Raw genomic sequence first — 26,267 nt, forward strand, 5'->3', positions numbered from 1 at the left:
CTTACTCGTTGAGGGTGAAGCCCCGGTCCGTGTCGGCCCGGCGCTCCTCCTCGGTCGACGGGTCGGTGGCCTTGTTGTAGCCCTGCTCGACGCCGTACTCGACCGCCGCGCCCGGGGCGTTCTCCAGGATTCCGGTGGTGACGGCGGTTCCGGTGTGGGTGCTGCCGCCGAGCCCGGCCGCGCCGAGCCCGTACTTGACCGCGCGCTGCGCCAGCGCTTCCTCGCCCACCGCGTCCTTGCCGAAGTAGTTGTTCGACGACTTGGTCTTCAGGCCGGTCTCGACACCGTCGACGATGTTGGAGTCGGTGTGGTTGCGCAGCGCGCCCAGGGCCGGGCTGTTGCGGTCCATCTGCCTGCCGAGGGTGCCGCCGACGCCGCGGGTGCTCGCGAGGCCGTTGGCGCGGTCGCACAGGTTCTTCAGCGGGCCCGAGCGCAGCTGCTTGAGCAGGTCCTCGAGCTTGGTGAACAGCGGCTTGAGCTTGTGCAGCAGGTTGGCGACCTTGGTGCCCAGCCGGGTGCCGGTGATCGCGACCTGGGCGGAGGTGAGCCCGGTAGCCGCGGCCACCGAGGCGCCCGCGGTGATCCAGGAGGCGGCCAGGGCGGCGATCCACTCGATGATCAAACCGATCACGAGTTCCTGGATGATGTCGATGACGGTCTCGACGAACAGGTCGAACAGGTCGGCCGCGAGGTCCAGGTTCTCCTTGAGACCCCGGATGTCCGATGCCATGGCCTTGGCGCCCTCGGCGAACTCGGCCATCTCGGCGCGGAACGCGTCGCCCGCCTCACCCTCCCAGACCGGCTGGGTGGCGTCGGAGCGCCGCTTCTCGTGCTCGCCCGCGCCCTCGACCCACTGGGCGATCTTCTCCCAGCCCTCGCCGGTGCTGCGCATCTGCTGGGGGTCGCCGATCGCCGGTTCGAGGACGAACTCGACGAGCGGGCTGATCACCAGGCCGATGAGGAAGCCGAGGCCGTTGTCGAAGAACGCCTGACCGGGGCTGGTGACGGCCTCGAGCTGCTGCATCCGCGCGTTCACCGTGGCGATGGCGATCTCCGGCGGAGTGCCCGCGTCGGCGAGGTCGGAGCTCGCCTTCACCCAGGAGCTGCCGTAACCGGCGTGCTGCTCGAGGTAGCCCTTCGAGTCGCCGTCGCCCGCGTTGACCGAGCCGATGCTCCCCGGACCGTCGAGCGAACCGGACAGCTGGCCGTAGTTCCCGGCCTCCGCGGTGTCGGTGCCGCTGTAGTTCTTCGCGGTGTCGGTGACCGCCGCCGAGACCGCCGACATGTACGTCTTCGCCTGGGTGGCGAGCTGCTGGCATTCCTCGACGTTGTTGAAGTACGCGAACGCGAGGAACTCACCAAGCGGACCGAAGCAGTCGTCGGACACCCGAGCCTGCTCGAACACGCTGGACAGCGCGCCGAAGTGCTCGCCGGTGGCCTCCGAGCCCTTGCTGTAGGCCGCGAGCGCCTCGCCGCTGATGATCATGGTCACCGGTTACCCCCGAAGATCGAACCCGTCGAGAAATCGTCGTCGTCACCGTCTTCGACGGCACGCGGCGGCCGCGGGTTCCGCGTGGGTTGGGGTGCGGAGAAATCGGCCCGGGAGGCGCCGGGCGGAGGCGGCGCGGGCAGTGCCCCGGGGGGCGGGGGAGCCGAGGGGCCCATCGGCGCCTGGTCCGGCGTGTGGGCCCGGAACGCCTCCTGGAACTGGGCGAACTGGGCCTCGCCGACGGCCGGGCGCACGAGCTGCTCCATCGCGGCCGCGGCCTGCTGGGTGGCCTGCCGGATGGTGCCGAGGATCTCCTGCGTGAGCTGGACGTGCGACATCTTCATCGCCGCGGGCCCCAGTTGCAGACCGAGAACCGCGCCCGAGGGGGCCACGGTCACCGTCACCGAGCCGTCGCCGTTGCGGGCGCTGCCCTTGAGCTGCGCGATGCTCTCTTTAAGCGCCGAAGCTCGGGCTGCCTGTTCCTCGAAGCGCCGCATTGTCGCCTGGAGCTTGGCCTCGTCCATAGGGTTCCTCTCGTTCTCCGGCCCCCAGCACACGCACAGTATCTGCGTTTAGCGGCCCACGTCAGGAGTTCGCGGAACGTCGGACCGGTGCGGCACCAGCTGACGAGTTCAGGCCCGGAAGAACTTCTCCTGCCGACCCTTGCGCACCAGCTTGAGCCACTCGACGAAGGCCTTCGGGTCGCGCTTGGTGCCGAGGAAGTACATGCCGAACCGGAGGACTTCCAGCATCCCGATCTTGCGCATTCCCGGCTGCGACATCAGGTATCCGCGGTTGCGGTAGGTGTAGTACCGCTTGATCGCGTTGTCCGGGTCCTGCGCGTGGAACCGGCCGCCGAGCATCGGCTTGAACTCGTCCGAGCCGTCCGGGTGCAGGTAGGACACGGTCAGGCAGGTGCCGAACGGCAGGCCCGAGCGCACGAGCCTGCGGTGCACCTCGACCTCGTCGCCGCGGAAGAACAGCCGGTAGTCCGGGACGCCGACCACGTCGAGGGTGTCCGCGCGGAACAGCGCGCCGTTGAACAGCGACGCGATGCCCGGCAGGAAGTCCTGCCCGAGCTCGCCCGCGGTGCGCTTCCACGTCAGGCCGCGGCGCAGCGGGAACGCGAGCTTGTCCGGCGCCTCGATGTTGGTCACGACCGGCGACACCTCGGCGAGGCCGCGCTTCTCCGCGACGTCGAGCAGGGTGCCCAGGACCGACTCGTCGGCCGGGCGGCCGTCGTCGTCGGCGAGCCAGAGCCAGTCCGCGCCCATGGCCAGCGCGTGCAGCATGCCCAGGGCGAAGCCGCCCGCGCCGCCGAGGTTGCGATGGGACACCAGGTACGTCGTGGGGACGCCGCAGGATTCGACGATGTCGCGGGCCGGGTCGTCGGGGCCGTTGTCGACGACGACGACGTGCTCCGGCGGCCGGTTCTGCGCCGCGATCATCTTCAGGGAGTCCGCGAGCAGCGCCCGACGGTGCCTGGTGACCACCACGGCCACGACTGATCCCGGCGGCAACTGCGCGGCGGTGCTCATAGCGTCAGGCCCAGCCTTTCCAGGGTCTCCTGGCTCATGTGGTCATACGGGTCGTGGCCCTTGTAGGCGGTCAGGACCTCACGCAGCGAGCCGTGCATCTTGACCCGGCCCTCGTCCATCCAGATCGCGGTGTTGCACAGCTCGAACAACAGGTCGTCCGAGTGCGAGGCGAAGACCAACATGCCGGACCTTCGTACCAGGTCGACGAGCCGGTCGCGAGCTTTGGCCATGAACGCCGCGTCGACAGCGCCGATGCCCTCGTCGAGCAGCAGGATCTCCGGGTCGATCGAGGTGACCACGCCCAGCGCGAGCCGGACCCGCATGCCGGTGGAGTAGGTGCGCAGCGGCAGGTGCAGGTAGTCGCCCAGCTCGGTGAACTTGGAGATGTCCTCGACCCGCGCCTCCATCTGCTTGCGCGACATGCCCAGGAACAGGCCGCGGATCATGATGTTCTCGAGACCGGAGATCTCCGGGTCCATGCCGACCGCGAGGTCGAACACGGGAGCGATCTTGCCGTTGATCTCGGTCGTGCCGCGCGTGGGCTCGTAGATACCCGACAGCAGCCGCAGCAGCGTCGACTTGCCCGCGCCGTTGTGCCCGACGAGCGCGACCCGGTCGCCCTCATTGAGGGTGAGCGTGATGTCGTGCAGCGCTTCGATTATCGGGACTCTGGTCTCCGTGCCGATCTTGCCGCCGACCTTGCCGAGGACGGCCTTCTTCAGCGACCGCGTCTTCGCGTCGAAGATCGGGAAGTCGACGGAGGCGTTCTGGACCTCGATGCTGACCATGTGGGGATGCCTCACCTAGACCCAGTAGGAAACACGCGAACGGTAGTTGCGCATCGCGAGCATGGCCAAGGCCCACCCGACGATGGTGATACCGCCGACGACGGCCCAGTGGTGCCAGCTCTGCTGGCTGCCGATCAACGGGGCCCGGATGATCTGGATGAAGTGGTAGAGCGGGTTGAGCTCGGCCACCCACACCATCCAGCCCGCGCTGGTGCCCAGCTTGCGGGTGATGAGGTCCACCGGCCACACGATCGGCGTCATGAAGAACAGCAGCTGCGTGAGCGCGCCGATGACCTGCGGGATGTCGCGGTAGCGGGTGCTGATGATGCCGAAGAGCAGCGCGACCCAGGTGCCGTTCAGCGCGAGCAGCACGAACGCCGGGACGGCGTTGATGATCGTCCAGTCGAGACCGGGCTGCGGCAGACCACCCGGGCTCAGGAAGTAGCCGTCCTGGACCAGGTACGGGAAGAAGATGGCGAGCACGACCACGTAGACCAGCAGGTTGTGCAGGAACATCAGCGCCAGCCGCCACACCGTGCGCAGCGCGTAGACGGTGAGCGGGGCGGGCAGGTGCTTGATCAGCCCCTCGTTGGAGATGAAGGTGTCCGCGCCCTCGGTCATGCAGCCGAGCATGAAGTTCCAGACGATGAACCCGACCGTCAGGTAGGGCAGGAACGTCTTGATGTCGGTGTCGAACAGTGTCGCGTACAGGACGCCCAGGCCCGCCGCGGTCACGGCCATGCTCAGGGTGATCCACAACGGACCGATCACAGAACGCCGGTAGCGCTGCTTGATGTCCTGCCAACCGAGGTGCCCCCACAGCTCACGCTGCGCGAAGCCCTGTCGCAGATCCTCGACCGCACGACTGAACGTGCGCCCGGCGTGCACCACGGGCACGGGCTTCTCCTCGATAAGGGTTGCTTGCACGGATCCCGAGACTACCGGCGACGCCCCGGCAGTCACCCAGCCGGGGAGTCGGTTCCGGTCACACGGACGACGACCTGCTCGTTGTCGATCGTGTACGCGGTGTATTCGAATTCAGTGGCCGTATCCGCGACGTACTCCTGCCACGCTTTGAACTCGTGCTCGCGCCACCCTGCGTAATTGAAGAATTCATCGAAAACCACGATGCTGCCCGCCCGCAGCCGCGGCCCCACGAGGTCGAGCACGGTCTTCGCCGAGCTGTAGAGGTCGGCGTCGACGTGCAGGAAGTCGACCGGGCCCGGGTGCTCGGCCAGGAACCCGGGCAGCGTCTCGTCGAACCAGCCGACCACCAGGTCGGCGCCCGGGACGTCCGGCAGCCCGTCGGTGGCGAACGCGCCCGCCGGGTAGCCCGCCCGCCAGTCGCTGGGCAGGCCCTCGAAGGAGTCGAAGCCGAAGACGCCCGCGCCGCCGCGGGCCGCGGCGATGATGCGCAGCGTCGTCCCGGTGAAGACGCCGAACTCCAGGGCCAGCCCACCGGAGGGGGCCAGCGACAGCGCGTGCTCCAGCGTTCGGTGCGGGTGCTCGAACTGCTCGGCGCCCGCCATGTTGTCGTTGGCGAACTCGCTGCTGTCCGCCGCCGCCTCCCGCTCCGCGGCGTAGAACAGGTCGCGGCGACTGCGGTGCTCGAAGTCGGCGATCCGTTCCGCGACCCGGTCGACCGTGCGGTCGGCGTGCTCGCGAAGTTCCGCGCGCAACCCGGCGACCTCCGCGCGCAGCGACTCGATCTCCCGAGCCTGCCCGCGGGTGACCGCCTCCTCGACCGCGTTCATCAGCTTCGCGCGCAGGGACCGCTTGATGTCCTCGGTCCGCGCGCGCAGCTTGTCGAACATCGGTCCCCTCGGGTCAGAGGTACTGGCCGGTGCCTCGGATGTGCGTGCCGTCGGCGCTCTCGGCGCCACCGCCGACGCCAGGGGGAAGGCCGCGGCGCATCTGCTCCAACTGGACCCTGGCGGCCATCTGCTGGGCGAACAGCGCGGTCTGGATGCCGTGGAACAGGCCTTCCAGCCACCCGACCAGCTGTGCCTGCGCGATCCGCAGTTCGGCGTCGGACGGGGTGCCGTCCTCGGTGAACGGCAGCGACAGGCGTTCGAGCTCGTCGCGCAGCTCGGGCGCCAGACCGTCCTCCAGCTCGGCGATCGAGCGCTTGTGGATCTCGCGCAGGCGGTTGCGGCTGGCGTCGTCGAGCGGTGCCGCGCGCACCTCCTCGAGCAGCTGCTTGATCATCGTGCCGATCCGCATGACCTTCGCGGGCTGCTCGACCATGTCGCCGACCGACTCGGCGGGAGTGCCGCCCGCCTCGGGAATGCGCGCCGCGCCGAGCGGGGAGCCGTCCGGGCCCACCACCATCACGGTGTGGGACTGGTCCTCGGTGTTCTCGGCTGGGTTCTCGGCGTTGTCGTCGGCAGAGCTGCGGGCGTTCATGGGATGGCTCATCTGCTCCGTCCTGGGCCAGATCGGGATCGGCGTGAAGGGCATCTCCCAGGGGGAGTCCACCGAAGTCACGTCTGCGAGGGTATCCGCTCCGCCTCCCCACGAAACGTCGGCGCTCCCGCGTGCGTACGGTGTGGCCCATGGCCTTCGACGTCGCGCGAATCCGCGGGCTGTTTCCCGCGCTCGGTGACGGCTGGGTGCATCTGGACTCGCCCGCCGGTATGCAGGTTCCCGAGCAGGTGGCGACCGCCGTCTCGACCGCCTTACGCGCGCCGGTGTCGGGCCCGGGCGGGGTGTTCCCGGCCTCGCAGCGCGCGGAGGCGATCGTCGACGCGGCGCGCCGCGCGGTGGCCGACCTCGTCGGCTGCGACCCGGCCGGAGTCGTCCTCGGACCGAACACCGCGGTCCTGCTCGCCCGCCTCGCCGAGGCCCTCGGCGAACGCTGGCTCATCGGTGACGAAGTCACCCTTTCCAGGCTCGACCACCAGGCCAACACGGCCCCTTGGCTGCGGGTCGCGCAGCGCGCGGGCGCGACCGTGCGCTGGGCCGAGATCGACATCGAGACCTGCGAACTGCCCGCCTGGCAGTACGAGAACCTCATCTCGCACCGCACGAAGGTCGTCGCCGTCACCGCGGCATCGGGCGCCGTCGGCACCCGGCCGGACCTGAACAAGATCGCCGACTTGTCCAAGGCCGCGGGCGCCTTCGTCGTGGTCGACGCGTCCTCGGCGGCGCCGTTCGTCCCCATCGACATCAACACCATCGGCGCCGACGTGGTGGCGGTGTCCGCGCACGCCTGGGGCGGCCCGGCGGTCGCCGCCCTGGCCTTCGCGGACCCGGCGGTCATCGACCGGCTCCCCGCCAGCTCCCTGGACCCACGCGCCTTCGGCCCCGCCCGCCTCGAACTGGGCGAGAACGCCCACCCCCTGCTAGCGGGCCTCGTCGCCTCGGTCGACTACCTCGCCGAACTCGACGACGCCGCCACCGGAACCCGGCGAGAACGCCTGCAGACGTCCCTGAGCTCGGCGAAGTCCTACCAGGCAGGCCTGCTCTCCAGGCTGATCGGAGACCTGCGCGGCCAACGCCACGTCATGGTCATCGGCGACGCCATGCGGCGGATCCCGACCCTGGCGTTCACCGTCGCCGACGTCAAAGCCACCGAGGCTGTCGTCCACCTGGCCGACCACGGCATCTGCGCCTTCGCCGACGACGCCCCCAGCGGCGTCTTCGCGGCGTTGGGGGTGGGCGAGGTTGGCGGCGCGGTCAGGGTCGGCCTGGCCCACTACACAAACTCGGTAGAGGTCGACCAACTAGTCGAAGCCGTAGCCTCCCTACGCCCCTGACCAGCACGTATCGCCTCTATCCACACCCCACCAAGTTATCCACACCCCCACCCGCGCAAGCCCTTTCCGTCACCCACCCCCGATAGACTGGCCAAGGGCCGTCCCCCCGGTGGTGGGCGGGGGATGCTCTGGTGAGGTCTGTCGGCGCCGATTTCACCGCGCCTGGTCGACTGGCCAAGGGCGGGTTTGTGCTGGCGTCGCGGCGAAGTGTTGGTGGTCAGGCCCCGACGGTGAGGACGAGCTTCCCGAACACGCCACCCTCGTCGAGCATCCGGTGCGCGTCGCCGACTCGCTCGATCGGAAGCACCTCGTGCACCACCGGCCGCACCTTCCCCTCAGCGATCAGCGGCCACACGTTCGCCACGACGTCCGCGCAGATCTCGCCCTTCTCCGCCACCGGTCGGTACCGCAGGCTCGTCGCGGTGACCGACGCGTTCTTCGCCAGGAGGGCGCCCAGGTTCAGTTCGGCCTTCACCCCGCCCTGCATGCCGATGACCACCAGCCTGCCGCCGCGGTTGAGCGCCTCGACGTTGCGGGCGAGGTATTTCGCGCCCATGTTGTCCAGGATGACGTCGGCGGTCACTTCCTTCTCGAATTCCACCTCGCGATAATTCAGCGCCACGTCGGCCCCCAATTCGCCGCACTGAATAGCCCGTTCGGTCGATCCGGCGGTAATGGCCACCCGGGCGCCGATGGCTTTGCCGATTTGAATGGCGTGCGTCCCGATTCCGCTCGCCCCGCCGTGCACGAGGAGCGTTTCGCCCGCGGTGAGCCGAGCGGTCCGCATGACGTTCGACCAAACGGTGCACGACACCTCTGGGAGCCCCGCGGCCGTCACCAATTCGATACCTTCGGGGATCGGCATCAGCTGCGGCGCGGGCACGGCGACCAGTTCCGCGTATCCGCCACCTGCGAGAAGCGCGCAGACGGCGTCGCCGACCCGCCAGCCGGTGACCCCTTCGCCCACCGCGGCGACGGTCCCCGAGCATTCGAGACCGATCACTTCCGACGTCCCCGGAGGCGGCGGATAGAAGCCTTTCCGCTGCAAGAGGTCGGCACGGTTGACCGCGGTCGCCGCGACGCGGACCAGGACTTCACCCGCGGCGGGTTCGGGGTCGGGCACCTCGGTCCACCGCATGACTTCCGGGCCGCCGGGCTCGCTGATCGTGATCGCTCGCATGTGGACGACCGTATCCCGCGGGCGGCCCACCGCCGACGCCGCCGGTGTTTCTCGTCTGTCCAGGTGAATCTATGCGCAGTTGATAATGAACAGCTATTGACCAGCGACGCCAATCAGGTGAGGGTGTGCACGCCGGAACATCGGATCGCGTCGGGGGCGATCGCCGGTTGGCACCCAACCCATGAACAAGGGGACCTGCATGCCCAAAAGTCAGACGCTCCGCGTCGGAGCCGCCATCCTCGTGGCAACCGGCGCGCTTGCGTTCACCACTATTCCGTCCTCGGCGGCGCCGACCGCGTCAGCCGAGCTGCCGGACGGCCCCGCCCTCGCGCGGAACCTCGTCAAGAAGGTCACCGGATCGGGGGTGAACCGCCACCTGATCGCGCTGCAGCGCATCGCCGACCAGAACGGCGGCATCCGCGCCGCGGGGACCCCTGGCCACACCAAGTCGGCTGAGTACGTCGAGTCGAAGCTTCAGGCGGCCGGCTTCGACGTCTCCCGTCACGAGTTCGACTTCACCTTCACGCAGACCCTCGCGGAGAAGCTGACGGTCGCGGGCGCCGGCGTGCCTGTCTCGATCATGACCTACAGCCTCTCCACCCCGGTCGGCGGCATCACCGCGGACCTGGCTGTCGTGCCCTTCGGCGCCGACACCACCCCCGGCTGCGAGATCGCCGACTACACCGGCATCGTCGCGACCGGCAAGATCGCCCTCGTCTCCCGCGGTGGCTGCACGTTCGCCCAGAAGCAGGACGTGGCCGCCCAGGCAGGCGCTGTCGGCGCGATCATCTACAACAACACCGACGGCCCGCTCAACGGCACCCTCGGTGACCCGGCCGCGGCGAAGCTGCCCACCGGCGGCATCACCAAGGCCGACGGCGAGGCGCTGGCCGCCAAGGGTGGCTCGGCCACCCTCGAGCTGCGCGCGCTGCGTGAGGAGCGCAAGAGCTACAACGTGATCGCGCAGACCAAGACCGGCCGCAAGGACAACGTGGTCATGGCGGGCGCGCACCTCGACAGCGTCATCCAGGGCCCCGGCATCAACGACAACGGCTCGGGTTCCGCGGGTCTGCTCGAGACCGCCCTGCAGATGGGTGGCTCGCCGCGGGTCAGCAACGCGGTCCGCTTCGCCTGGTGGAGCGCCGAGGAGCTGGGCCTGATCGGCTCGACCAAGTACGTCGACTCGCTCACCTTCGAGCAGCAGGTCGACATCGCGCTGTACCTGAACTACGACATGATCGCCTCGCCGAACGCGGCGTACTTCGTCTACGACGGCGATGACTCCGACGCGACCGGCGCGGGCGCGGGCCCCTACGGCTCGGCCCAGATCGAGAAGGCGTTCGTCGACTTCCTGGGCGCCACCGGCACCCCGACCCAGGGCACGGACTTCTCGGGTCGTTCGGACTACGGCCGCTTCATCGCGGTCGGCATCCCGGCCGGTGGTCTGTTCACCGGCGCCGAGGGCATCAAGACCCAGGCCCAGGCTGACCTGTGGGGTGGCCAGGCCAACGTCGCCTACGACAAGTGCTACCACCAGAAGTGCGACAACCTCGGCAACATCGACCGCGTCGCGCTCGACCGCAACTCCGACGCGATCGCCTGGGTGACCGCCTCGTACGCGGTCAGCACCGAGGAGATCAACGGCATCCCGCCGCGCGTTCAGCGTGCGGAGACCCGGGCCGCTCAGACCCGGATGATGCGCATGCAGATGGCCAACGAGGACGCTCAGGCCGCCAAGGCCGCGGGCACCGACGTGGTCGGCTGCATCCACGTGGACCGTCCGGCCGCGTAAGCAGTAGCTCGTAGAACGAGAGAACCCCCGCGGCCACGTGCCGCGGGGGTTCTCTCGTTCTTGGCTCTCAGCCCAGGTCGCGCGCGCTGAACGTGTCGCACTGGGCGGGGTCGCCGGTGTTGAGCCCGGTGGTGAACCAGCGCTCACGCTGCTTCGACGAGCCGTGGGAGAACTGGCTCTCGTCGACCTGCCCGCTGCCCAGGTTCTCCTGGATGAAGTCGTCACCGATCCGCGCGGCCACGTCGAGCGCGCGGTTGACGTCGTCCTGGGAGATCGACTTGATCAGCGGCTTGCCGCTCGAGGTGGGCACGCTGGTGGCGTGGTTGGCCCACACACCCGCGTAGCAGTCGGCCTGCAGCTCCAGGCGCACCGCGTCCGACGTCGGCCCGGTCCCGCGCTTCACCTTGTCCGAGGTGCCCAGCAGCGTCTGCACGTGGTGGCCGTACTCGTGGGCGATGACGTAGGCCTCGGCGAACGTGCCGCCCTGCGCGCCGAAGCGGGACTGGAGTTCCTTGAAGAACGCCAGGTCGATGTAGATCTCCTGGTCGCCCGGGCAGTAGAACGGGCCGACGTCGGAGGTCGCGCTGCCGCAGGCGGTGTTGACCCCACCGGTGAAGAAGTTCGTCGGCGCGGCCTGGTACGTGCTGCCGGACCGGGCGAACGCGTCGGTCCAGTAGCCCTGGATCGAGTTGATGATCGCGACCAGCGCGCAGTCGGAGTTGGTGTTGGCGTCCTTGCCGGTCCGGCACTCCTTGGAGAGGTCGGAGTTCGACACCGTCTGGCCTTCGCCGACGTCACGGGTGCTGATGGGGGAGCCCTGCGGGACACCGCCGAGCTGGGAGAGCAGGAAATACAAGATCATGCCCACGATCCCGAGCCCACCGCCGCCGAGGGCGACCCGGCTCCCGACGCCACCGCCGCCGGAGCCGCGCATGTCCTGCACCTGGGAGGTATCCAGGGCTACGTCGTCATTGAACTCCACAGGCCCACTCCGCGTCCGACGGTCGGGGGCACCCGCCCCCGTTGGCATTGTCGGGGCAAACGATAACCAGGTCCCCGGCCCACGGCTGGCCGGACATGCGCCTGGGTGCGGCGCCGTCGGGCTGCCGCACCCAGGTGTTACCGCTGATGTAGTGGCCGCCGCCTCGCCGGTTGGCGTGGAGCCCTGCCGAACGGTCTGGAGACACGTCCGACGCAGGGTTCAACAGCGTCGAGGTGCCATCCGGATGCGTGTCACGCATGGGCACTCTCGAACCCGGTGAATCCGCCGCTCACAATCACAGCTGGGTCGATGCTGTCGCCTCAGCCGCGGGGTCGCGGCGTGCCGCCGGCCACTACTGGGGATAGCTGCTCCGCCACGGCACCACCTATCCTTCCTCGGCAGGCACGGCGACCAGCGCGTTCGGCCTAGCGCTCGGGTCCACTCGGGCCAGCCGTCTCCCTTCCCATGTTGCTCCCATCACCCTCGGCTGACAACCCCCTCACGGGTCCTGAACTGGTGAAATTCACCCTCACTGTCCGGAACGGACCGCCCGCGTTCCGTTGTGGACACACCCACAAGCGGCGCCACGGATGAGTGACCGAACTGGCATGGCGTGAAAACGCGAAGAACATTGGCCGGCGCCGGTTTGGCCGTAACCTTGGGCCCGTGACACCTGAACCCCGCTGGCTGCAGCCCGACGAGATGCGCTCCTGGCGCGCGTACGTCATCGGCAGCGAACTGCTGCGTCAGCGGCTCAGCCGCGAACTGCAGGAGAGCGAGGGCATCGCCCTGCCGGACTACGAGGTCCTGGTCCGCCTCTCCGAGTGCGACGGGTGGCAGATGCGGATGAGCCACCTGGCGGGCCAGGTCGCGTCGTCCAAGAGCAGGCTCTCCCACCAGATCTCCCGCATGGAAAAACTCGGCCTCGTCAAACGCGTCGAATGCCCCGACGACGCCCGGGGCGTCATCGCGGAGCTGACGCAGAAGGGCATGGACACCCTCCGGGCGGCCGCCCCCACCCACGTCGAAGGCGTCCGAGCGCACCTCGTGGACCTGATGACCCCCGAGGAACAAAAGGTCGTCGCCGCCCTGTTCGAGCGCGTGATCGAGCATCTTGACCAGGGGTGAGGAACCCGGTTGTCGCCTTCGTTAGGCTGACCGGGCAGGGAGGCGTGGCAGAGCGGCCGAATGCATCCGCCTTGAAAGCGGAAGACGGGCAACCGTCCGGGGGTTCAAATCCCTCCGCCTCCGCTCTTTGACCAGCAGAAACGCAGCAAGGGCACGCCGTGTGGCGTGCCCTTGCTGCTGTCAGGGTCTCAGTCGGGGTCTCATTTGGGCTTCCACAGGAAGCCGTTGAGCTGCGCTGCGATGTCGTTCCGCAGGGCGGCCGTCACGTGCTGGTAGCGCTGCGCCATGGTCGCGTTGGACCACCCCATGAGGTCCATGACCGCGCGTTCAGGCACACCGAGCAGCAGCAGCACCGTCGCGGCCGTGTGTCGGGCGTCGTGCAGACGGGCGTCACGCACGTCGGCCTCGGCGAGTAGCGCCTTCCAGTCGTTGTGGTCGGTCCGGGGGTCGATGGCCTTGCCGTTGGGCTGGGCGAACATGAAGTCTTCGTCGTGCCACAGGTCAGCGGCGATCTCCCTTTCCTTGTCCTGCACCTCTTTGTGTGCGATCAACAGGTCGAACAACGCATCGGGAAGCCGGATGCCACGGCGACCGGCCTTCGATTTCACGTCCACCTCCATTACGCCGCCCACGCGCTGCGGACAGTGCATGGCGTGCTTGACGCAGTCCGGGCGACACGGCGGCGGGCAGTTCTTGTGGCGCTTGCAGGTCTCCTTGCAGGGCTCGGTCTTGTGGTGAGGCTCGGCGCATCGGGCCGGGTTGATGCATCCGTGTTCGTACGTGTGTCGCTGCCGCTGTTTGCTGACGCGCAATAGCTTGGTGGTCTTGTTGAGTCGAGACCATTTGAATCCGAGTGTCTCGCCCTTCCTTGTGCCAAGGGCAAGCGCGAGGATGAACCGCACACCGTTGCGTCGGTTCATGGCCGCTGCCATGAGCGCTTGGATCTCTTCCGGCTCGAACGGCTCTACTTCCTCTTCGTCAAGCCTTGGCGGTTTCACAAGATCAAAAGGTTGTTCGGTGATCACCTTGCGTCGACGTGCTTCGCCGAACGCGATGCGCGCGGTTCGGTGGACGTGGTGAGCCATTCCGGGCTTGTTGCCTGCCTTGATCAGTGCGGCGTAGACCTTCTCGAAGTGTTCCGGCTCGATCTTGTCCATTCGGTGCTTGCCGATTCGCGGGATGAGGTGGTTGTAGACGTCGATTCGGTAGCCCTGGATGGTGCGGTAGCGGACGGTCGGCGCGGAGATGTTCTCCACCCAGTGCGTCAACCATTCGGCGACAGTGGGAGCAGCGCCCGACTTCTTGACCACGCCTCCGTCCCGTTGCCGCTCCAGCTTCTGGACCTCTTGGACTACGTCGTCATGCTCTTTGCGCTTGACGTGACGACGATCTGTCGAACCGTCGTCCTTTACGCCCATCGTGACTCGGCCGTGCCAGTAGCCGTCAGCACCGAAGTAGATCGAGGATCGACCGTTGGGATTGCGAGTGTTCTTCTTCTTGCGCACCATGGCTTTCCCTTCAGGCTGCGGTGGGGCCGGTTTGGTCGGCGATGAGTCGCGCGGCGTATGCAGCGATCGCGGCCTTTGGCACGCGCCTAAGGCGGCCGATGCGTACGGAGTCGAGTTCTCCGGTGCCTACCAATCGCCACGTGAGGGTCTTTCCGATGCCGAGTTGGGCGGCGGCCTCTTCGACGGTGAACAAAACCCGTTCCGGCATGGATTGCGGCGCAGGGGTTTCCGGCTGACGCGGCTCGGTGATGGCTTCGAGAAGCTGAGCTATGAGCGCGCGGACGTCGGCGCGGTCTGCGGTGGTCATGCGGCACCTCCTGCAATCGGTCGCAGGGTCCGGTTTCCGGCCTCCCGGATCGGCTGTGTGGGCTCGGGCTGATCGGTCGGGATGGTCGGGACCCTTTCGAGCGTCGCGGGCAGGTCGGGGCAGTAGCGCGCCCATGCGTCGGTGAAGTGGGCACGCTGGTAGCCCTTGGCCTGGGTGCCGTTCGGGAAGCGGACGTTGCTGGATCGGATGTCGTACTCGCGCAAGAGCGCACCGAGCTTCGCGGCGGTGAGCCCGATAGGGCCGTGGGTGGCCCAAGGCGCTTCTGGGTCGCCCTTGAGGCGTTCGAGCATCAGGGCGGTGGGTAGAGCGGCGTCACGTCCGAACGCGGCGTGGCAGTCGACGAGAAGCCGCATGCGGTCGGACTGCTCGGTGTTGTCGGCGGCTTCGGCCGTGAGCGCCAGGACGGCGGCGCGGGCACGTTCCGGCCAGGTGCCCCCGGCGTGGTCGGCGACGATGACCAACGGTTCCCAGGTGTCGGCGGCGCGGTCTTCCACGGGCATCACGGGTTCGGCCGATTCGAGACTGGCCAGGATGCCGCGCAGCCACCCGTAAAGCGCGATGCGGAGGTCTTGCAGGTTGGGCCGGTCGCGGCGGTGCCGGTAGGGCGCCACTGACTCACCGGGCGCGCGGCGGCGCATTCGCACGACCACGGCGCGGTCTTCGATGGTGTCGGGCATCGCACCGATCCCAGCCAGGGCAGCCATGGCGAACGTGGGGATGGACTCCACACGGTTCGCGGCGGCGTCGTAGCGCTTGGCCGGGCGGTTGCGCTGGTGTCCGGCGTTAAGAAGCCCGCGTAGGTCCTCGTTGCCGTCCGCCTTCGGCCCGAAGATCGTGTCGGCTTCGTCGACGAGCATCGTGGGCGGGTCGTCGGTGATCGAGCGGTAGACGGCGGCGGTCGAGCTGTTGACCGTGATGAACGGGTCGTGGCAGGTGGCCTCCACGACATCGAGCAGCCGTGACTTGCCGCAGCGCTTCTCCGGTCCCCGGATGACCAGCCGGGGCGCGTGTGCCCAGGCGGGTTGGGCGTGGGTGGCGGCGATCCAGAGCGTGACCGCGTCGGCGGCTTCCGGGGTCGGGAGGATCACGTACCGGGTGAGCGCGGCGTGGGTGGCGTCGAGCAGCTCGGCTCCGATGGTGTCGGGCCTGGGTGCGGTGCTCATGCTGACCTCCGGTCGGTGGCGTGCTGGCGGGCGCGGTAGGCGGCTTGACGGCAGGCGTGGGAGCAATGGCGTGGCCAGCGCCCGGTTTCGGGCCGTCTCAGCGGTTGTCCGCAGTGGCAGGCGCGGTGGGTGACCGGTGACGGAAGCCCTGAGCTCAGCGGTGACGTAAGCGCCCTGGTGGTTTCCGTCTCGCCGCGTGGTGACGTAAGCACCGCGGCCTCCTCCCCGTAAAAGCCCAGGTCAAGCACCCTGGTGCCCGCAGTGCTTACGTCACACCGATCGGGGCGCTGCGCCATGAGCTGCGCACCGAGCCAGAACGTGAACGCGGGCGGGATGGCCTGGGTGAGCGCGGGCCAGGGCATCCAATCGATGCCCATCGCCGCGCGGGCCTGCTCAGTGCTGGGTGACGTTTCCCCCTCGACGTCGAGGGGCTTTCGTCCGCTGCGTTGGCCGTAGCTGCCGTAGACGGGCACGGCGGCGGCGGTCCGGTCGTGGTGGCACGGGGTGCCGTACAGCAACACGTTCGACTCGAACAACCGGTGGCGGCGCACACCGAGGCGCAGCGTGTCGCCGCACACCGTCACCGGGTCGATCAGCGGAGCACCGGGCACGTTCTCGATCACGTACGCCCACGGCCCTCCCGGCGCGGCCACCGCGTCGATGAGCCGTTGCCGAATCGGCGCCACCAGGTCGGGGTGAGCGTCACGCCGATGTGTCGGGGTGGCCTGGCTGAACGCCTGGCACGGCGGCGATGCGGCGATGACGTCGAACCCGGACAGGTCGACGGTGAGCGCGTCGGCCTGGATGAACGGGAACGGGTAGTGCGGCTGGGGTTCGATATCGACACCCACCACGTCGAACCCAGCCGCGTGGTATCCGGCGGACGCGCCACCGGCCTTGCAGCACAGGTCCAGCAGCCGGGGGCGGTGACGCTTTCCACCGGTGGATACCGTCACGACGCTCATGCCGCCCTCCCGTCCTGGGCGATGCGCAGCGTCGGGGCCTGGTCGTCGATGCGGGCGCGATGTGCGGCGAGTTCGGCGGCGACGTGGGCGGTGAAAGTGTCGAGGTCGGCGAGCACCGGCCGGGTGGCGGCTTGGACCAGGGCGGTACCGAGTTCGGCGACCGTGCGGCGGTAGCCGGTCTCGATGAGCCGGGCGACGTGGAAGTCGAGCGCCACCAAAGGAACGGCGACGGTGAAAGCGTTGAACACCCACCGGGTCAACAGGTTCGCGTGGTTGGTATCGGTGAACGCGCCGACCCGTTCGGCGAATCCGAGCAGCGTCGCGGGGTCGAGACTGGGCACGTCACCGGTGACGAGCGCGGCCATCAGGTCGAAGGTGAGTCGGGCGTTCGGGTTGGTGAAGTCGCGGTAGTGCAAGCGCGTGAGCGTGGGGCGGGCTTCGGTGGGCGTGGCCTGCATGAGGGTGCCCAGGACGATGGTTTCCGGGTCGATCGTGGGGCTTCGCATCGAAAGTCCTTTGGTCACGCTGAGTAGCGACATGAGGGCGTGGTTGGTCGGGACTAGCGCCCTGGTGATGGGCCTAGAACCTGGGGTTAGCGGTGTTTTGGGTGCTCTGACCTGGGGTTCTGCTAGTTGATAGCGCCCTGGTCAGGTTGGGTGTGGGGTGCTAGCGGGGGGTGCTAGGTCTAGCGGTTGCCGAGTGCTAGCACCCCCGTTCTGCTAGCTCTCCGCGTGGTTACGCTCCGTAGAGGCTCGGCGCGTGGCGAGGATGGCGTCAGCGATGTCGTCGAGCCGGTAGCCGCGACGGTTGCGCTCCTCGCCGTTCTCGTCGCGCATCGGCACCTGCCGGGGCGTGATGCCGTAGGGCTTGAGCGCGGCGGCGATGCTGTTGGGCGTCGCGCCCTGGTAGGTGTCGGGGTACTGCTGGGCCAGGCGGGCGGCGACCACTTCGGACCACAGCCGGTCCTCACCTGCCGCGTAGATCCCGGCGATGTCGTCGAGGATGTTCGCCCGTGCGGTGTCCTCGGCGAGCGAGACGTCACCGATGGCATGTCCGGCAAGGGTTCCGGCCTGCTCACGCAGCGCGCGGGCACGCAGGACGATCTTCTCGGCGGTGGGGTTGTCGATGTAGGCGGAGCGGGCGATCTGCGGTTCGTCGGCCGCGCCGACCATGTAGCCGATGCCCTTGTCCTTCGGAGTGAACGTGGTCGCCCTGATGCCGTTCTGGTACATCGACGTGCCCAGGATCATGTCGTTTTCGAGCTGTCCCATGACCCGCAGGCAGAACCGCACCCCGACGTTGGCGGACACGGCGGTGGGGAGGCTGGTCTTGTCCGGGCGCTGCGTGGCCAGCAGCAGGATCACCCCCAGGGCGCGACCGCGCTTGATGATCGCGGTGCACAGTTCCCCGGCTTCCTTGCCGAATTCGGGGTGGGAGAACAGTTCCTGGCACTCGTCGATGGCCACGACCAGCGGGAACAAGCCCAGCTTGCGGTTCGCGGCGAGTTCCTTGGTGACCTTGTTCTCCGGGCACTGCGCACGCGGCAACTTGCTGATGGTCTTCGCCCGGCGTTCGAGGTCCTTGTAGACCTCCCGCAGCGACACCACCGTCTGCTCGATGGTCTCGTCATCCGGGCCGGAGGCGTAGTGGTAGGCAACCGGCTCCAAAGTGGACAGGTCACCGGAGCCCTTGAGCTCGAACAACCGCAGCTCTGCGGTGGGGTCGAGGGCGGCGGCGAGCAGCAGCACCCGCAGCGCGAACGTCTTGCCCGCACCGGGCATCGCCCCGATGAGCATGTTCGAGTACATGAGATCCACGCCCACCGGGCGTCCACGCTGGTCGGTGCCGAACGGCACGGCCTTGAACAGGTCCGCCGCACCCGTGCGGGCCAGCGGCCACGGCTTCGGCTTGGCCTGCGACATGTCCACATCGGAGACGAACAGGACCATGCGCCCGGCGTGCTGGTCGTGGGCGGGCTCGGGCCACACACACCCCAGCGGGCGGCGCAGACCCGAGGCGAGCGCGGCACGGCGGGACAGGATGTCCGAGACGGTGACCCCGTAGGGCAGGTCGACGTCCGCGCGCCATCCGTTGCCCTCACGGGAGATCGGCGCGGGGAAGGTGATCCCGCTACCGCCCTTGCCCACAGCCTTGTTGATCTCGGCCACACCGAGGGCGGCCAGGGCGCGCACCACGATGTCGCTGGTGAGTTTCTGGGCCTTGGTGGTCACCACGGCCCGACCACCCACGACGGGCCGGTCGGGGTTGCCGCCGAGCCACCCGAGCAGCCCGACGATGGTGCCGAACCCGAGCCACTGTGCCCACCAGGGCGCGTACCCGAGCAGCACCAACACACCTGCGGTCAACGCCACCGAGGCGGCGGCCACCGCGAGCAGGCGACCGGTGGGCTTGTCGTGCTTGATCCTCAGGTACAGCTCGGGGTTGCCGCGAATGACGGCCTCGGTGGCCGCGCGCTCTCGCAGCGCCTTGTTCTCGGTGTCGCGTACCCACTGGGTCGTGGCCACGGTCAGCCGCCACGCACCACGCGGGGAACGCGACGCCACCTTCGCCGCGTACACCGGGCACCGCACCGCGTGGAACGCCGTGGTGTGCGCGGCGTTGCGAGCGGCCCACTTCGCGGTCGCGGCGAACTGATCGCGGCTACGTAGCCACGGCGCGATGATCGGCCGCTGCCCCCCGGCTACAGCGCCCTGAATCCGGGCGGTCAGCGAACGGTCCTCGGCAACGGCGGGCGGGTCGACGGACACGCCGTGGTCGGTGACCTCTTCGCCCTCCACAATCGTGGGCGGAATGTACGGGTCACCGGTGGCCGGGGTGTTCGCGGGAACCGCGTCCGGTGTGGTCGCGGGCCGGATGGGCACCACGTTCGATCCGTTCACGTCCTGCTCCTCGGGGTCCGGTGTGCCAAGCGCGGTGGTGGTCGTGGACATCAGGCGGCCTCGCTCTCAGCGGCGGCGGGAACGGTCGGGTTGTGTGCGGCCAAGGCGGCGGTGGTGGTGTTCTCGACCGTCTCGGTGTTGAGCGTGTCGGCGACGTTCTTGGACGTCGCGCGCCCGATTCCGGGGATGTGTTCGCGAACCCAGGCCGGGGTCACCAGGTGCCCGGGGGTGTGGTGTTCGCGGGCCATCGCCACGTAGTCGGCCAGGAACAACCGACCGGTCTTCTTCTTCGCGGGCTTGCGGGAAGTCGAGCGGGTAGCCGTCCGGCGCGGACGTGCCGGTTCCTGGTTGACCTGCGGCGATGACGGAAGCACCGCGGCCTCCTGCCCTTCGGTGACGGAAGCCACCAGGGCGCCCGCGTCCCCGTCGCCACGGGCGGACGCGGCGGCCATGAGCACGGCCTCGGTGATGCGTTCCCGCACGTGCGGGGCGGCCTCAGCGATGAGCAGCACGATCACCGGGGGCACCGAGTGCAGCACGATCCCAGCGGGGTCGAGATGCGACCACGGTTGCCAGGTGTTCATCACGTAGGTGGCGGCGAACGCGAACACTTTGGTTCGCCGCACCCACGGCCCGGTCTTCACCTGCCATCGGGCGGTGACCTGTTCGGCCAGGAGCACGGCGATCAGGACCAGGGACACCATGGGGTCGAGCAGCCATGCCGAGATCCACGGCAGCGACCCGGGGGCGGCGTCCTCTGCGGCGAACTGCTGAACGTTGACCATGGTGAACGCCAACGCGAGCACCATCGCCACCCAGAACAGGGTGTCCACGGCCGTGCGGGTGCGTTCGGCCCGCAGCGCCACCACATCCGGGTGTGTGGTCAACGCCCGCACCTGCGCCGCGTTCGCCGCAGCCGCCCGCAGCTTGCCCACACTCGACGTGTCGGCGGTCTTCGTCGTCTGCGTGTTCACAGCTTCGCCCCCCGCTTCTTCGCCGCCGCGCAGGCCGGGCAGCGACCCCAGAAGACCGACACGGCGGTGCTCTTGCCCTTGGGGAACGTCAGCCCGCACAACGTGGTCATCTCCCCCGACCACCACGCCCTCTTGCCGATGTGCACGTGATTGGCCATCAGTGGTTCCCCCGCTTCTTCGCGGCCTTCAAGGCTTTGCAGGTGGCGCAGTCGATGCGGCCACCCCGGGTCGCTTTCTCGACCTTGAAAGTCAGGCCGCACAACGTGGTCGAGGTGCCGAACACGAACGAGCGGGACGCTTCGACGTGCATGACGAAGTCGCGCTTACCCATCAGTGGTTCCTCTCGTCGATCTCGTGGCGCAGCTCGGCAATGGCGTCTTCCTGGGTGGCGCACTCGGTGGCGAGTTCGTCGATCTCGGTGCGCAGGGCGCGGACGGTGCGGGTCTGCTCGCACAGCAGCGCCCACAGGGCGGCCCGCTGACGACGGACGCGGTTCAGCTCGAACCGCAGGTGGGAGTTGTCGAGGGACACGTCAGCGGCCCAGTTCACGGTGGTGCGGTGCGCGTCGCGCTCCGACTCGTACATCGCCGCCCACAGGTCGGCGGTCATCGTGGCGGCTAGCATCGGGGTCTCCTTGGCTGCCTGCTGGTGGTTGGGAGCCCCGGACTGGCGGGCGTTCTTGGCGGAGTGACCGCCGGTCCGGGTGTTGCTCATCTGCGTGATGTGCTTGGTGCTCATGGGTTTCACCTCCTGGGCGGTTCTCAGTCGTAGTAGCAATCGCAGTTGTCGTTGCAGTCGCCGTCTTCGTAGTGGCCACAAGGCAAGCGGTCCGACGCGCGCCTATTCGGCGGTGCGTAGCCGAACTCGTACTCGCAGTTCTGGCAGTCGCTTCCGGGTGTCTGGTCGTGGTCGTGGTTCATGCCGCGTCCGCCCATTCGGTCGTGGTGGTGGTGCCGTACTCGGCTGCTTCCCAGCAGGGGTGGCACTTGCCGTGCTCACGCGGCACGACGTAACCGGCGTCGCGCCCGCACTGCCCGCAGATACGGCGAGCGAGATTGGCCTTGGCGATGGCGGTGTGCTGTGCCGGGGTGGCGGTGCGCTTCGGCGCCGCTGCAGAGATGAGGAACAGTTCGGCGAACACCTGCTTGCAGGCCCGGCGGCACCGGAAGTACATGTACGCCACCGGTTCCTGGCCGCCCGGTCGCAGGCCCATCGCCGTCAACTGGCGGCGCGTGGCCAACAGGTGCCGGGGCGCAGTCCCCCAGGACAGCAGCGGCAGGCCCAAGTGCTTGCCACGGGTGAACTCCTGAACCGGGGACCAGGCGACGTCGGTGAGCACCCACGGGAACTGGCGGGCCATCACTTGCCCCCGTTCGGGCTGCCGTGTCCTTTTGGTCGTGCGTAGATGACGTGGCGAGACAACAGTCGGTCCGCCATAGCGCGTGCTTTCCGCTGCCGCTCCTGCCGCTCGAAGCGCCCTCGGAGCATCGGGTGCGGCTCCTTCTGCTTTGTGAACGCGCCCCTGTCGATGGCTTTGGCGAGTTCGTCACGGGTCAGGGGCTCGCCGACGCCGACCTCCGGGCGGTGGTGGCGCGGGGGAAGGTGCTCATCGGCACCGTCCCAGTCGACGGCAATCCGGTTGACGGCGTCCGGCCCGGTCAGCCCCAGTTCGGAGGCCCACGACACGATCACCGGCCACAACCGGTCCCCCGGCTCTACACCCTGGGCGACAACCTCGGCCAGGGTCACGGCCGTGATGGCTTGGTCGCGGGTCACTTGCAGGTGCGGCAGCCAGGACACCACCCACAGCCCGTACGGGTCACCAGCGAGAACGGTGCGGGCGTGGTGGCGGGTGTGATCGCTGCTCATCCGGTTGGTGGTGATCCTCATCGGACACCACCGGTCGGGCAGGTGTTCAGCATGGCGACCAAACCGGCGCGTTCCGCCTGGTCGACGTGCAGCGCGTACTTGGTCTTCACCTGGGCGTAGGCGGTGGCGTAGGCGCACCACGACGTGCGGTCGGCGGGCTTCCACTTCCCGGGGTCCCGGTCGGACTTGGACCCGTTGGACTTGCCCGTGACCGCCCACAGATTCGTGCGGTCGTTGTAGAACTCGGTGCGCCTCGCAGCCGACCATCCACGGGCGCCGGAGCGGTTGGCTTCCTTCACGGGGACGATGTGGTCGACCTGCAAGTCGTTCGGGTCCACAACGGACACCCCGTCATAGAGAGACACCCAGCACGGCACCGGGGCGGAACCTGCCGGAACCGGGCACAGCGGAGTGCACCCCTTGCCGCGCTTGAACGTGCTGCCCGCCACGGCCTGCTCCGCGAGCACCGCTTCACGGGTGTTGCAGCCCCCACCATGGGAAGCCCAACCGCCCCAAGCGTCACGGTCGTAGTGCGCGCCGGTGTCCTCGGTGCGCGGCTCACCCAACGCCGCCAGCAGACCGGCCGCATCCGGTGAAGCCTTCTGTGAACCCGCAGCAGGCACACACGCCGACACCGACACCAACGCCACACACAGCAGCGCGACACGACCCCGCGACATCACGCGGCCTCGCTGTCCGACACCAACACCGACCGGCGAACCGGCAGCGCACGAACAACAGCGTTGAACGCCCGACGCGCCTCACGACGCTGCCGACGCTCCAACGCCGAACCATCCAGCAACGCGGATGTCGGCTCCACCGGAGCTGTGACCCGCAGTTCGTCGTAAACCTCCCAAACCAGAGCGTTGATCACCGCGAGGCTCAGGCTGTCCGGGTGGTTCCCGGCGGCCTTCCTGTTGCGCTTCTTCACGTCAAACCCCTTGTGTCCTGGGCCACTCGATGTGGCCGTGGACACAAGCTAACAGTTGTTAGGAAACCAGGTCAACTGTTAGCTCAAACTTTCTCTAGACAACGGCGCTCACCTGCGAAAACGCGGCAAGACGGCCTGTTATGCCTCTGATAGGCTTGGTCAGAAATGCGTGAGACGACACCAGGAGGAGCACGCCATGGCGGACCCGCGAAGGTCTCGCGTACCTCGGTCAGAGTCGCTCCACCAGCAGGTTGCGCGGAACATCCGAAACGACATCGCTGCAGGTGTCCTCCGTGATCGTGAACCACTGCCATCCACCCGCGCGCTTGCCGAGCGTTGGGGCGTCAGCGTGTTCACGATCAACGAAGCTATGAAGATCCTCATTGATGAAGGGGTCGTGATCAGCAAGCCGCGTGCCGGTCGAGTTGTTAACGCGCCTGACCAGGCGCAAGGCAATGAGCTTCGGACGTACAGGCCCAATGTGGTGATGATTGGCGGGTACGCGGGAAGCGGAAAGACCGAACTGGGAAGAATCCTGGCCAGGGAAACTGGTTGGCCGATGTTGGACAAAGACACTCTGACTCGCCCGGTGGTCGAGGCGGCGCTTGAGATGATCGGATGCTCGCCGCATGATCGCGAGTCGGACGCCTATCTGTCCAAGATTCGACCTCGTGAATATGAAGCGCTAGCCTCTGCGATGACTGAGAACGTTCAATGTGGCAGCAGTGCGCTGGTTACCGCACCATTCATTCGCGAGTTTCGAGACACCGCATGGCTGAGGCGGACGGAGGCTACTTGTGCCTCGATGAATGCGCGACTTCATGTCATTTGGGTCTATTGCGACGCCGAAACGATGCATACATACGTCCGGCACCGTGGCGCGGCTAGGGACAGCGTCAAACTAGCCGATTGGTCTGCGTATATGGCGGGCGTCGACGTGGACTTTCGGCCGGAGATCCCGCACACCGTGATCGACAACCGTACTTCTGGCGAACCGTTGCAGGTTCAGGCTCGCAAGTTCTTGGCGGCGGTCTTGGAGAAGGATGGATAGCTCATACGGTTTGGTCCTATACGGTCCGCCAGCGGCGGGCAAAGACACGGTTTCGTCCTGCCTTGAAGCAATCGACTCGCGATATCGACTATTCGCTCGCCTCAAAGTGGGGGGCGGGCGGACGGCTGGTTATCGAATGGCGACTATGGTCGACGTGGAAAACGTTCGCCGTATGGGCGGCCTGATATGGGAGAACGTTCGATACGATGCGCTCTATGTGATAGACCGTGATGGTCTAAAATCGTCGCTCTTGACCTCTATCCCGATAGTTCATTTAGGACAATCCGAGGCTGTCCCGGCAGTGCTATCGGCAGTTCCGGGAACCAAATGGCTTGTCGTTTCCCTCTGGTGTTCGCGGGAAATCGCCCTGGAGCGTGTCATAGAACGGGGGACTGGTGACGTGGATGCGCGACTGGCGGCATGGGACACCACAGGACCGTTGCCCTGGTCTGACCTTGCAATCGATACCGGCGTGACTTCGGCCATGGATGCCGCCCGCGCGATCGATGACCTTATGCAGAAGATGACTGGCGAGTCGCGATAGTTGCTGTTCGTGATCTAGTTTGACTCGGTGGGGTAGCCGTCCCAGCCGTCCCAGGCGTCCCATCGCAGGTCAGCCCTGGGACGGCTCGGGCACGTGGGACGGCTCAAGCCGTCCCAACGGTCTTGCGGGACCACTCACCGTTAACTTCGAGGGTTGGTAACCAGGCGTCCTGGTGGCTTTCGGCACGGCTCAATGACGAAAACCCTGCGGCGGTCTGAGACGGAAAACCCCAGGTCAGAGGGCACATTTGCCTGCGGGGCTTCCGTCACTATCCCCCCGTCGAAACACAGGGCATCGCGAGATCGGTGTAGCTCGTGGGACGGCTTGAGCCGTCCCACGTGCCCGAGCCGTCCCAGGGCTGATCTGCGATGGGACGCCTGGGACGGCTGGGACGGCTACCCCACCCATGCCAAATCATCGAACAAACGTTCTAGGATTGTCTCATGCTGAACACCCCGTACACCCGGTTGATAGGAGACCGTCTACACGGGACGACGCCGGAACTGACTCCGGCTTGGGTGCGCCTGGATGCGATCTGCGTGCCTCGCTCAGGCGTGCCCTCGGTGGCCGTCGCCGACGGCTTGCTGATGTCCGGGACCGTGCCGGGTTTCGTGCATGGCTGGTTCCGGGCTTCAACGGGGGAGTGGCTCGGCGTGGTCAACTACGAGGTCCGTTACGCCGACGGGCGACGGGAAAGCGTCTGGCTGACCGACCAGCTTGTCCCCGGATATGCCCTTGCGCCGCGCGATGACGGGCGGGACGCGACTCAGTGACCGTGGACCTCGGGTCTCAGATTGGGTCTCAATTGAGGTCTCATTCACGGGGGAGTGTGGGAGGTCGGGCGCCTTTCATGTCAGCCCTGAGCAGGCGTTTTGGTCCCGGATGAAGGGTCCCGGTGGTGCATGCCTAGAACTTGAAAGCGGAAGACGGGCAACCGTCCGGGGGTTCAAATCCCTCCGCCTCCGCAGCTGAAGAAGGGGTGTCGACCTCCAAGTGGATGGTCGACACCCCTTCTGTGTAGCAACGGGTGTAGGAACGCGCATGATCGGCAGCAACTACCGAAAGGGATGTTCGTCCGTGGTGGGTGGGCGAACGTGGCGCAAGCTCTTCGCGTCGCAAGCGCCGATCGTCGCGTAGTTGCGACGCGCTTTGGTGAGACTAAGCGATCCGTTGGGGCCACCACGGACACTGTCGGCGTCGTGATCGTCTTGGCCGTCGTCTTCCCAGAAACACACAGAGCAGATCTCGTATCCGCCCCGCTCTCCCAGCGTCAAGAAGCCGCAGCACGGGCACGCATGCGGACCGCAGGTGGCGTCACGGAAGACGTTGACAAACGGGGTAAGCACGTCACTCATCGTCGCACAGTGGGCCCTCTGCCA

General features: G+C 67.7%; 31 protein-coding genes and 1 tRNA gene. 7 read left to right on the forward strand and 25 right to left on the reverse strand.

The features are described from left to right. Position 1: 1 nt before the first annotated feature. The 7 genes from C8E96_RS08950 to C8E96_RS08980 all read right to left on the reverse strand — a co-directional run bounded on the left by C8E96_RS08950 (position 2) and on the right by C8E96_RS08980 (position 6,221). Complete coding sequence (locus C8E96_RS08950; protein WP_091380399.1) at positions 2 to 1,486, reverse strand: WXG100 family type VII secretion target; 1,485 nt, start codon at positions 1,484 to 1,486, stop codon at positions 2 to 4. 2 nt (positions 1,487 to 1,488) lie between these two features. Then, a complete protein-coding gene (locus C8E96_RS08955) occupies positions 1,489 to 2,013 on the reverse strand; it encodes a YbaB/EbfC family nucleoid-associated protein (protein WP_091380395.1) in 525 nt (174 codons plus the stop codon). A 108-nt stretch (positions 2,014 to 2,121) separates the two neighbouring features. Further along, positions 2,122 to 3,027, reverse strand: a complete 906-nt coding sequence (glfT1, locus tag C8E96_RS08960) for a galactofuranosyltransferase GlfT1 (RefSeq protein ID WP_091380391.1) — start codon at positions 3,025 to 3,027, stop codon at positions 2,122 to 2,124. Beyond that, positions 3,024 to 3,815: a galactan export ABC transporter ATP-binding subunit Wzt/RfbE gene (wzt, locus tag C8E96_RS08965; RefSeq protein ID WP_091380388.1), complete on the reverse strand. Its 792-nt coding sequence runs from the start codon at positions 3,813 to 3,815 to the stop codon at positions 3,024 to 3,026. The genes glfT1 and wzt overlap by 4 nt, the downstream gene beginning before the upstream one ends. A gap of 15 nt (positions 3,816 to 3,830) precedes the next feature. Next, the gene (wzm, locus tag C8E96_RS08970; protein WP_228770102.1) at positions 3,831 to 4,742 is read right to left on the reverse strand and encodes a galactan export ABC transporter permease subunit Wzm/RfbD; all 912 of its coding nucleotides are present in this window, start codon (positions 4,740 to 4,742) and stop codon (positions 3,831 to 3,833) included. 32 nt (positions 4,743 to 4,774) lie between these two features. Further along, on the reverse strand, positions 4,775 to 5,629 hold the full coding sequence (locus tag C8E96_RS08975; RefSeq protein WP_091380383.1) for a class I SAM-dependent methyltransferase: 855 nt from the start codon (positions 5,627 to 5,629) through the stop codon (positions 4,775 to 4,777). Between the two features lie 13 nt (positions 5,630 to 5,642). Beyond that, positions 5,643 to 6,221 (reverse strand): bacterial proteasome activator family protein, encoded by a 579-nt coding sequence (locus C8E96_RS08980; protein WP_407642671.1) that lies wholly within the window; start codon positions 6,219 to 6,221, stop codon positions 5,643 to 5,645. A gap of 149 nt (positions 6,222 to 6,370) precedes the next feature. Here C8E96_RS08980 and C8E96_RS08985 point away from each other — a divergent pair, with 149 nt between their 5' ends. After that, positions 6,371 to 7,573, forward strand: coding sequence for a cysteine desulfurase-like protein (locus C8E96_RS08985; protein WP_091380381.1), 1,203 nt, complete (start codon positions 6,371 to 6,373; stop codon positions 7,571 to 7,573). A 217-nt stretch (positions 7,574 to 7,790) separates the two neighbouring features. Here C8E96_RS08985 and C8E96_RS08990 read toward each other — a convergent pair whose 3' ends face one another. Further along, positions 7,791 to 8,753, reverse strand: a complete 963-nt coding sequence (locus C8E96_RS08990) for an NAD(P)H-quinone oxidoreductase (protein WP_091380378.1) — start codon at positions 8,751 to 8,753, stop codon at positions 7,791 to 7,793. 199 nt (positions 8,754 to 8,952) lie between these two features. Here C8E96_RS08990 and C8E96_RS08995 point away from each other — a divergent pair, with 199 nt between their 5' ends. Then, positions 8,953 to 10,545 carry a M28 family metallopeptidase gene (locus C8E96_RS08995; protein ID WP_091380635.1) on the forward strand — a complete coding sequence of 531 codons (1,593 nt, stop codon included), beginning with the start codon at positions 8,953 to 8,955 and terminating at the stop codon, positions 10,543 to 10,545. Between the two features lie 67 nt (positions 10,546 to 10,612). Here the strand turns inward: C8E96_RS08995 and ypfJ are convergent, their stop codons facing one another. Continuing rightward, a complete protein-coding gene (ypfJ, locus tag C8E96_RS09000) occupies positions 10,613 to 11,527 on the reverse strand; it encodes a KPN_02809 family neutral zinc metallopeptidase (RefSeq protein WP_091380375.1) in 915 nt (304 codons plus the stop codon). A 702-nt stretch (positions 11,528 to 12,229) separates the two neighbouring features. On the opposite strand from ypfJ, the gene C8E96_RS09005 reads away from it, so the two are divergent. Continuing rightward, positions 12,230 to 12,655: a MarR family winged helix-turn-helix transcriptional regulator gene (locus tag C8E96_RS09005; protein WP_091380631.1), complete on the forward strand. Its 426-nt coding sequence runs from the start codon at positions 12,230 to 12,232 to the stop codon at positions 12,653 to 12,655. A 38-nt stretch (positions 12,656 to 12,693) separates the two neighbouring features. Beyond that, positions 12,694 to 12,778 (forward strand) — tRNA-Ser (locus tag C8E96_RS09010). A 77-nt stretch (positions 12,779 to 12,855) separates the two neighbouring features. On the opposite strand, the gene C8E96_RS09015 is transcribed toward C8E96_RS09010, so the two are convergent. From C8E96_RS09015 to C8E96_RS09070, 15 genes are all read right to left on the reverse strand, one after another. After that, entirely contained in the window at positions 12,856 to 14,163 is a 1,308-nt protein-coding gene (locus tag C8E96_RS09015) for a tyrosine-type recombinase/integrase (RefSeq protein WP_091380372.1), read from the reverse strand. 10 nt (positions 14,164 to 14,173) lie between these two features. Beyond that, positions 14,174 to 14,470 carry an excisionase family DNA-binding protein gene (locus C8E96_RS09020; RefSeq protein WP_091380369.1) on the reverse strand — a complete coding sequence of 99 codons (297 nt, stop codon included), beginning with the start codon at positions 14,468 to 14,470 and terminating at the stop codon, positions 14,174 to 14,176. Next, complete coding sequence (locus C8E96_RS09025) at positions 14,467 to 15,654, reverse strand: DUF3631 domain-containing protein (protein ID WP_091380366.1); 1,188 nt, start codon at positions 15,652 to 15,654, stop codon at positions 14,467 to 14,469. The genes C8E96_RS09020 and C8E96_RS09025 overlap by 4 nt, the downstream gene beginning before the upstream one ends. Continuing rightward, positions 15,651 to 16,619 (reverse strand): DNA cytosine methyltransferase, encoded by a 969-nt coding sequence (locus tag C8E96_RS09030; protein ID WP_133794282.1) that lies wholly within the window; start codon positions 16,617 to 16,619, stop codon positions 15,651 to 15,653. Before C8E96_RS09030 ends, C8E96_RS09025 begins: the two co-directional genes overlap by 4 nt. Beyond that, positions 16,616 to 17,125 carry a hypothetical protein gene (locus tag C8E96_RS09035; RefSeq protein WP_091380363.1) on the reverse strand — a complete coding sequence of 170 codons (510 nt, stop codon included), beginning with the start codon at positions 17,123 to 17,125 and terminating at the stop codon, positions 16,616 to 16,618. Before C8E96_RS09035 ends, C8E96_RS09030 begins: the two co-directional genes overlap by 4 nt. A gap of 213 nt (positions 17,126 to 17,338) precedes the next feature. Then, a complete protein-coding gene (locus C8E96_RS09040; protein ID WP_091380360.1) occupies positions 17,339 to 19,570 on the reverse strand; it encodes an FtsK/SpoIIIE domain-containing protein in 2,232 nt (743 codons plus the stop codon). Continuing rightward, on the reverse strand, positions 19,570 to 20,493 hold the full coding sequence (locus tag C8E96_RS09045; protein ID WP_091380357.1) for a hypothetical protein: 924 nt from the start codon (positions 20,491 to 20,493) through the stop codon (positions 19,570 to 19,572). The genes C8E96_RS09040 and C8E96_RS09045 overlap by 1 nt, the downstream gene beginning before the upstream one ends. After that, a complete protein-coding gene (locus tag C8E96_RS33155) occupies positions 20,490 to 20,651 on the reverse strand; it encodes a hypothetical protein (RefSeq protein WP_166657927.1) in 162 nt (53 codons plus the stop codon). The genes C8E96_RS09045 and C8E96_RS33155 overlap by 4 nt, the downstream gene beginning before the upstream one ends. After that, positions 20,651 to 20,824, reverse strand: coding sequence for a hypothetical protein (locus C8E96_RS33160; RefSeq protein ID WP_166657928.1), 174 nt, complete (start codon positions 20,822 to 20,824; stop codon positions 20,651 to 20,653). The genes C8E96_RS33155 and C8E96_RS33160 overlap by 1 nt, the downstream gene beginning before the upstream one ends. After that, positions 20,824 to 21,231, reverse strand: coding sequence for a hypothetical protein (locus C8E96_RS09050; RefSeq protein WP_091380354.1), 408 nt, complete (start codon positions 21,229 to 21,231; stop codon positions 20,824 to 20,826). The genes C8E96_RS33160 and C8E96_RS09050 overlap by 1 nt, the downstream gene beginning before the upstream one ends. Positions 21,232 to 21,254: 23 nt before the next feature. Further along, positions 21,255 to 21,413: a hypothetical protein gene (locus C8E96_RS33165; RefSeq protein WP_166657929.1), complete on the reverse strand. Its 159-nt coding sequence runs from the start codon at positions 21,411 to 21,413 to the stop codon at positions 21,255 to 21,257. After that, entirely contained in the window at positions 21,410 to 21,853 is a 444-nt protein-coding gene (locus tag C8E96_RS09055; RefSeq protein ID WP_228770101.1) for an RRQRL motif-containing zinc-binding protein, read from the reverse strand. The genes C8E96_RS33165 and C8E96_RS09055 overlap by 4 nt, the downstream gene beginning before the upstream one ends. Further along, positions 21,853 to 22,383 carry a hypothetical protein gene (locus tag C8E96_RS09060; RefSeq protein ID WP_091380351.1) on the reverse strand — a complete coding sequence of 177 codons (531 nt, stop codon included), beginning with the start codon at positions 22,381 to 22,383 and terminating at the stop codon, positions 21,853 to 21,855. The genes C8E96_RS09055 and C8E96_RS09060 overlap by 1 nt, the downstream gene beginning before the upstream one ends. Next, positions 22,380 to 23,042, reverse strand: coding sequence for an HNH endonuclease family protein (locus C8E96_RS09065; protein WP_091380347.1), 663 nt, complete (start codon positions 23,040 to 23,042; stop codon positions 22,380 to 22,382). The genes C8E96_RS09060 and C8E96_RS09065 overlap by 4 nt, the downstream gene beginning before the upstream one ends. Continuing rightward, on the reverse strand, positions 23,042 to 23,293 hold the full coding sequence (locus tag C8E96_RS09070; RefSeq protein WP_091380344.1) for a hypothetical protein: 252 nt from the start codon (positions 23,291 to 23,293) through the stop codon (positions 23,042 to 23,044). The genes C8E96_RS09065 and C8E96_RS09070 overlap by 1 nt, the downstream gene beginning before the upstream one ends. A 196-nt stretch (positions 23,294 to 23,489) precedes the next feature. Here C8E96_RS09070 and C8E96_RS09075 point away from each other — a divergent pair, with 196 nt between their 5' ends. From C8E96_RS09075 to C8E96_RS09085, 3 genes are all read left to right on the forward strand, one after another. Then, on the forward strand, positions 23,490 to 24,344 hold the full coding sequence (locus C8E96_RS09075) for a GntR family transcriptional regulator (RefSeq protein WP_091380341.1): 855 nt from the start codon (positions 23,490 to 23,492) through the stop codon (positions 24,342 to 24,344). Between the two features lie 145 nt (positions 24,345 to 24,489). Further along, the gene (locus tag C8E96_RS09080) at positions 24,490 to 24,888 is read left to right on the forward strand and encodes a hypothetical protein (RefSeq protein ID WP_228770100.1); all 399 of its coding nucleotides are present in this window, start codon (positions 24,490 to 24,492) and stop codon (positions 24,886 to 24,888) included. Positions 24,889 to 25,331: 443 nt separating this feature from the next. Beyond that, positions 25,332 to 25,661, forward strand: a complete 330-nt coding sequence (locus C8E96_RS09085) for a hypothetical protein (protein WP_091380335.1) — start codon at positions 25,332 to 25,334, stop codon at positions 25,659 to 25,661. A 282-nt stretch (positions 25,662 to 25,943) separates the two neighbouring features. Here C8E96_RS09085 and C8E96_RS34595 read toward each other — a convergent pair whose 3' ends face one another. Continuing rightward, positions 25,944 to 26,243: a CPCC family cysteine-rich protein gene (locus tag C8E96_RS34595; protein ID WP_091380332.1), complete on the reverse strand. Its 300-nt coding sequence runs from the start codon at positions 26,241 to 26,243 to the stop codon at positions 25,944 to 25,946. Between the last annotated feature and the right edge of the window lie 24 nt (positions 26,244 to 26,267).

Source organism: Actinokineospora alba (assembly GCF_004362515.1).
GTDB lineage: Bacteria > Actinomycetota > Actinomycetes > Mycobacteriales > Pseudonocardiaceae > Actinokineospora > Actinokineospora alba.

Coding starts and splice junctions, on each gene's coding strand:
- C8E96_RS08950 (WP_091380399.1), bottom strand. CDS start 1,486: ATGATCATCAGCGGCGAGGCGCTCGCGGCCTACAGCAAGGGCTCGGAG.
- C8E96_RS08955 (WP_091380395.1), bottom strand. CDS start 2,013: ATGGACGAGGCCAAGCTCCAGGCGACAATGCGGCGCTTCGAGGAACAG.
- C8E96_RS09060 (WP_091380351.1), bottom strand. CDS start 22,383: ATGAGGATCACCACCAACCGGATGAGCAGCGATCACACCCGCCACCAC.
- C8E96_RS08980 (WP_407642671.1), bottom strand. CDS start 6,221: ATGAACGCCCGCAGCTCTGCCGACGACAACGCCGAGAACCCAGCCGAG.
- C8E96_RS08995 (WP_091380635.1), top strand. CDS start 8,953: ATGCCCAAAAGTCAGACGCTCCGCGTCGGAGCCGCCATCCTCGTGGCA.
- C8E96_RS33160 (WP_166657928.1), bottom strand. CDS start 20,824: ATGGGTAAGCGCGACTTCGTCATGCACGTCGAAGCGTCCCGCTCGTTC.
- C8E96_RS08975 (WP_091380383.1), bottom strand. CDS start 5,629: ATGTTCGACAAGCTGCGCGCGCGGACCGAGGACATCAAGCGGTCCCTG.
- C8E96_RS09005 (WP_091380631.1), top strand. CDS start 12,230: ATGCGCTCCTGGCGCGCGTACGTCATCGGCAGCGAACTGCTGCGTCAG.
- C8E96_RS09075 (WP_091380341.1), top strand. CDS start 23,490: ATGGCGGACCCGCGAAGGTCTCGCGTACCTCGGTCAGAGTCGCTCCAC.
- C8E96_RS08985 (WP_091380381.1), top strand. CDS start 6,371: ATGGCCTTCGACGTCGCGCGAATCCGCGGGCTGTTTCCCGCGCTCGGT.
- C8E96_RS09020 (WP_091380369.1), bottom strand. CDS start 14,470: ATGACCACCGCAGACCGCGCCGACGTCCGCGCGCTCATAGCTCAGCTT.
- C8E96_RS09050 (WP_091380354.1), bottom strand. CDS start 21,231: ATGAGCACCAAGCACATCACGCAGATGAGCAACACCCGGACCGGCGGT.
- C8E96_RS09040 (WP_091380360.1), bottom strand. CDS start 19,570: ATGTCCACGACCACCACCGCGCTTGGCACACCGGACCCCGAGGAGCAG.
- wzt (WP_091380388.1), bottom strand. CDS start 3,815: ATGGTCAGCATCGAGGTCCAGAACGCCTCCGTCGACTTCCCGATCTTC.
- C8E96_RS09025 (WP_091380366.1), bottom strand. CDS start 15,654: ATGAGCACCGCACCCAGGCCCGACACCATCGGAGCCGAGCTGCTCGAC.
- C8E96_RS09080 (WP_228770100.1), top strand. CDS start 24,490: ATGGTCGACGTGGAAAACGTTCGCCGTATGGGCGGCCTGATATGGGAG.
- C8E96_RS09035 (WP_091380363.1), bottom strand. CDS start 17,125: ATGCGAAGCCCCACGATCGACCCGGAAACCATCGTCCTGGGCACCCTC.
- C8E96_RS09030 (WP_133794282.1), bottom strand. CDS start 16,619: ATGAGCGTCGTGACGGTATCCACCGGTGGAAAGCGTCACCGCCCCCGG.
- C8E96_RS33165 (WP_166657929.1), bottom strand. CDS start 21,413: ATGAACCACGACCACGACCAGACACCCGGAAGCGACTGCCAGAACTGC.
- C8E96_RS09055 (WP_228770101.1), bottom strand. CDS start 21,853: ATGGCCCGCCAGTTCCCGTGGGTGCTCACCGACGTCGCCTGGTCCCCG.
- glfT1 (WP_091380391.1), bottom strand. CDS start 3,027: ATGAGCACCGCCGCGCAGTTGCCGCCGGGATCAGTCGTGGCCGTGGTG.
- C8E96_RS09085 (WP_091380335.1), top strand. CDS start 25,332: ATGCTGAACACCCCGTACACCCGGTTGATAGGAGACCGTCTACACGGG.
- C8E96_RS09015 (WP_091380372.1), bottom strand. CDS start 14,163: ATGGTGCGCAAGAAGAAGAACACTCGCAATCCCAACGGTCGATCCTCG.
- C8E96_RS08990 (WP_091380378.1), bottom strand. CDS start 8,753: ATGCGAGCGATCACGATCAGCGAGCCCGGCGGCCCGGAAGTCATGCGG.
- C8E96_RS33155 (WP_166657927.1), bottom strand. CDS start 20,651: ATGGCCAATCACGTGCACATCGGCAAGAGGGCGTGGTGGTCGGGGGAG.
- C8E96_RS09065 (WP_091380347.1), bottom strand. CDS start 23,042: ATGTCGCGGGGTCGTGTCGCGCTGCTGTGTGTGGCGTTGGTGTCGGTG.
- C8E96_RS34595 (WP_091380332.1), bottom strand. CDS start 26,243: ATGAGTGACGTGCTTACCCCGTTTGTCAACGTCTTCCGTGACGCCACC.